1 protein-coding gene is annotated in these 519 nt (G+C 56.6%); it reads right to left on the reverse strand.

Translation table 11 applies throughout. The annotated features are described in order from the left end of the window. Positions 1-190: 190 nt before the first annotated feature. A partial coding sequence (locus AC1D0P_RS28210; RefSeq protein WP_477679752.1) for a CPBP family glutamic-type intramembrane protease occupies positions 191-519 on the reverse strand: 329 nt, incomplete at its 5' end.

Raw genomic sequence — 519 nt, forward strand, 5'->3', positions numbered from 1 at the left:
GACGCCAGCGCGGCGCAGCTATGCCACGCTTCCCGAAATGCAGGACTATGAGAGGCTGATCGGTGAATATCAGGCCACGCTCGCCTGAATTTGCTCAGCCGTGATAGGCGGCCTCGATTGCAGCAATGCCGAATTCGCACATTTATGGCGGAGCGGCTGTCACGATTCCAGAGATCAAGGGATGTCTGGTTCAGGCTTGCCCAGTGCGACCGACTTTGCGCAGAAGGAAGAGCGAATAGGAAAGGGTCACGAGGGCAAAAATCCCGGCGGTTGCGATCATAGCGGTATTAATTTCTGGCTTGATTGCCGTTTTGAGTTGTATTGCTGATGACAACATGACGAGGCCGAAATCCCACCCTGCGTGAAGCAGGATCGCTGGGTCGAGCGACTTGGTTCTGATCCGAATTGCGATCAGCAGCATGCCCGTGCAGCACGCTAGGAGAGACTGTAGCGCCGCCGCGCCGACACCCTCCAGCCGCACGGCGTTCAGAATATGGATCGAGCCGAACAGCAATGATG

It is taken from the genome of Polaromonas sp. P1_G2, from assembly GCF_056405515.1.